Below are 2659 nucleotides of genomic sequence, written 5' to 3'. Positions count from 1 at the left end.
GCCCACCGCCACGCCGATCCCCGGCAGCACTCCGAGCAGAGCCACCCCGAGCAGGGCCGCGACGGACAGCCAGAACTCCGCCTTGCGCTGCCGCCACAGCCGCATGGTGCCCGCGACGTCGGCCAGCGACAGGGAGGCGGTGATGACCACGGCGGCGAGCGCGGGCTGCGGCAGATCGCGGAAGAGCCCCGGCAGCAGGACGAGCATGAGCAGGATCAGCGCCGCGCCGACGAGTCCGGTGAGCTGGGTCTTGGCCCCGGCCCGCTCGGCCACGGCGGTGCGGGAACCGCTGGTGCTCACGGGGAACCCCTGGAAGAGGCCCGCGGCCACGTTCGCGCTGCCGATCGCGATCATCTCGTCGTTGCCGCGGACCTCCTGCCCGGTGCGGGCGGCGAAGGCGGAGGCGTTGGAAATGGTGTCGGCCAGGGACACCAGGGCGATGCCGAGGGCGCCGACGAACAGCGGGCCCAGGTCGTCCCAGCCGATGTGCGGGACGGTGAACGGCGGCAGCCCCTCGGGGAGGCGTCCGACGGTCTTCACCCCGTGCTCGTCCAGGTCGAAGACGACGGACGCGGCGATGGCGAGGACCACCATCACCAGGACGGCCGGGATCTTCGGCATCAGACGCTGGAGCAACAGGATCAGGAGGATGCAGCCGCCGCCGACCGCGACGGACGCCGCCACCGTCTGCCCGTCCGCCACCCCCTGGACGAACGCCTCCACCTCGCGGATGAGCCCGTCGGCGTCGGTCGAGAAGCCGAACAGCTTCGGCAACTGCCCGATGAGGATGGTCAGGGCCAGACCGTTCATGTAGCCGATCATGGTGGGCTTGGAGATGAGATCGGCGACGAAACCGAGCCGTGCCACCCCCGCGAGGAGCGTGATCGCGCCGACCATCAGGGCGAGCATCGAGGCGAGCGCGATCGCGCGTGCGCTGTCCCCGTCCGCGGCCAGGAGCGGCAGGATCGTCGCGGCGATCATCGGGCCCAGCGACGAGTCGGGGCCGAGCACCAGGACGCGCGAGGGCCCCGCCACGGCGTACGCGAGCAGACACAGCACCGAGGTGTAAAGCCCCGTGATGGGCGGCAGCCCGGCCAGTTCCGCGTACGCCATGCCCTGCGGCACCAGGAGCGTGCTCAGGACGACGCCCGCGATCAGGTCCTTGAGCAGCCACTCCCGGCGGTAGGTGCGCAGCGTCCTGATCCCCGGCGGCGTCCCGACGCGCACCGGCCGCTCACCTCTGCCCGGCGACGGCAGGCCGGTGACGGCGGCGGGCGGCGAACTTGCCCGCTTCCCACAGCGCGAGGAGCGCGAGGGCGGGCAGCAGGGCCCAGCCGAACTGGCCGATGCCCAGCGGCGTGGTGTCCAGGAGCCGGTTGAAGGCGTCGGTCTGGGTGACCAGGACGGCGAGCGCGAACTCCCCGAGCACCGTCCAGTTCAGCTGTTTGCTGTCGAAGGTGTCGGCCGTCAGTATCGACGCGGTCTGGTTGCGGCATTCCAGGGCGGCCACGATCAGGCACAGCGCGAACGAGGTGAGGGCGATGGAGTTGCCGATGCGGACGCTGTCGTAGCGCGCTTCGCCGAGCTGGATCATGGTCAGCAGCCCGATCGCCACGGCCGTTCCGGTGAGCCCGACCGTCAGCATCAGACCGCCGGTCATCACGGGCTGCCCGCGGGGCCGCGGGCGGCGGGACATGAGGCCGGCGCTGACCCGGTCGAAGCCGAGCGAGAAGCCGAAGGCGGCGTTGACCACGAAGTGGATCCACAGCACCTGGGCAGGCGTGAACGGCTCGCCCTCGGCGATGTCGAACAGGGCCGCGCCGAGGAAGGTGAGGACGAACACGACGAGCAGCACCAGGACGAAGCGGATGTACTTGGTGAGGTTGTCGTAGATCTTGCGGCCCTGCTCCACCGCGTGGACGATCGTGGCGAAGTTGTCGTCGGACAGGATCATCCGTCCGGCGTTCTTGGCGACCTCCGTGCCCGATCCCATGGCGATGCCGATGTCGGCGGCCTTGATCGCCGGGGCGTCGTTGACGCCGTCGCCCGTCATGGCGACCACGTCGCCCTTCTTCTTCAGGGTCTCGGCAAGGAGCACCTTGTGCTCGGGGGCCACCCGGCCGACCACGCCGATCTCGTCGATGCGGGCCAGGCGTTCGTCCTCCGAAAGGGCGGCGAAGTCGGCGCCCAGGATCGCGCTGCCCCCGATGCCGACCTGCCCGGCGATGGCGGCGCCGGTGATCACGTCGTCGCCGGTCACCATCCGCACGCGGATATGGGCGGCCCGGGCGGCGGCCACGGCCTCGCGCGACTCGGTGCGGGGCGGATCGGCCATGCCCACCAGGCTGGTCACGCACAACACCCCGACGTGGGCCAGGAGATCCCCCTCCGGCGTGAAATCGGCCGGGTCGATGTCGCGGACGGCGGAGGCCATCACGCGCCGGCCCGCCTGTTCCATCCGTTCGAGTTCCCTCTCGGCCCGGCTGCGCAGCGCGGTGTCGAAGGGGATGGGCGCACCGTTGGACAGGGCGGTGGTGGTGCGCGCGAGGACGGCGGGCGCCGCTCCTTTGACGAAGCAGCGCACGACCGGCCGGCCGTTCGCGTCGCGGCCCTGGTGGAAGGTGGCCATGAGCTTGTACGCCGGGTCGAAGGGCAGGGT

Annotated in this window: 2 protein-coding genes; both read right to left on the bottom strand. The window is 71.3% G+C overall.

All coding sequences use genetic code 11. The features are described 5' to 3' along the window. Positions 1–1227, bottom strand: a 1227-nt coding sequence (locus ACQKIP_RS44730) for a SulP family inorganic anion transporter (protein WP_427745622.1), incomplete at its 3' end; no start/stop codon positions are given. Positions 1228–1234: 7 nt separating this feature from the next. Then, positions 1235–2659 (bottom strand): HAD-IC family P-type ATPase (locus ACQKIP_RS44725; protein ID WP_427745621.1); only part of this gene is annotated, 1425 nt, incomplete at its 5' end.

The sequence above is a fragment of the Streptomyces sp. NPDC059900 genome (genome assembly GCF_050270335.1).
In the GTDB taxonomy this organism is placed as follows: Bacteria; Actinomycetota; Actinomycetes; order Streptomycetales; family Streptomycetaceae; genus Streptomyces.
The sequence above is the reverse complement of the archived record's forward strand: the minus strand, read 5'-3'. Positions and strand labels throughout refer to the sequence as shown.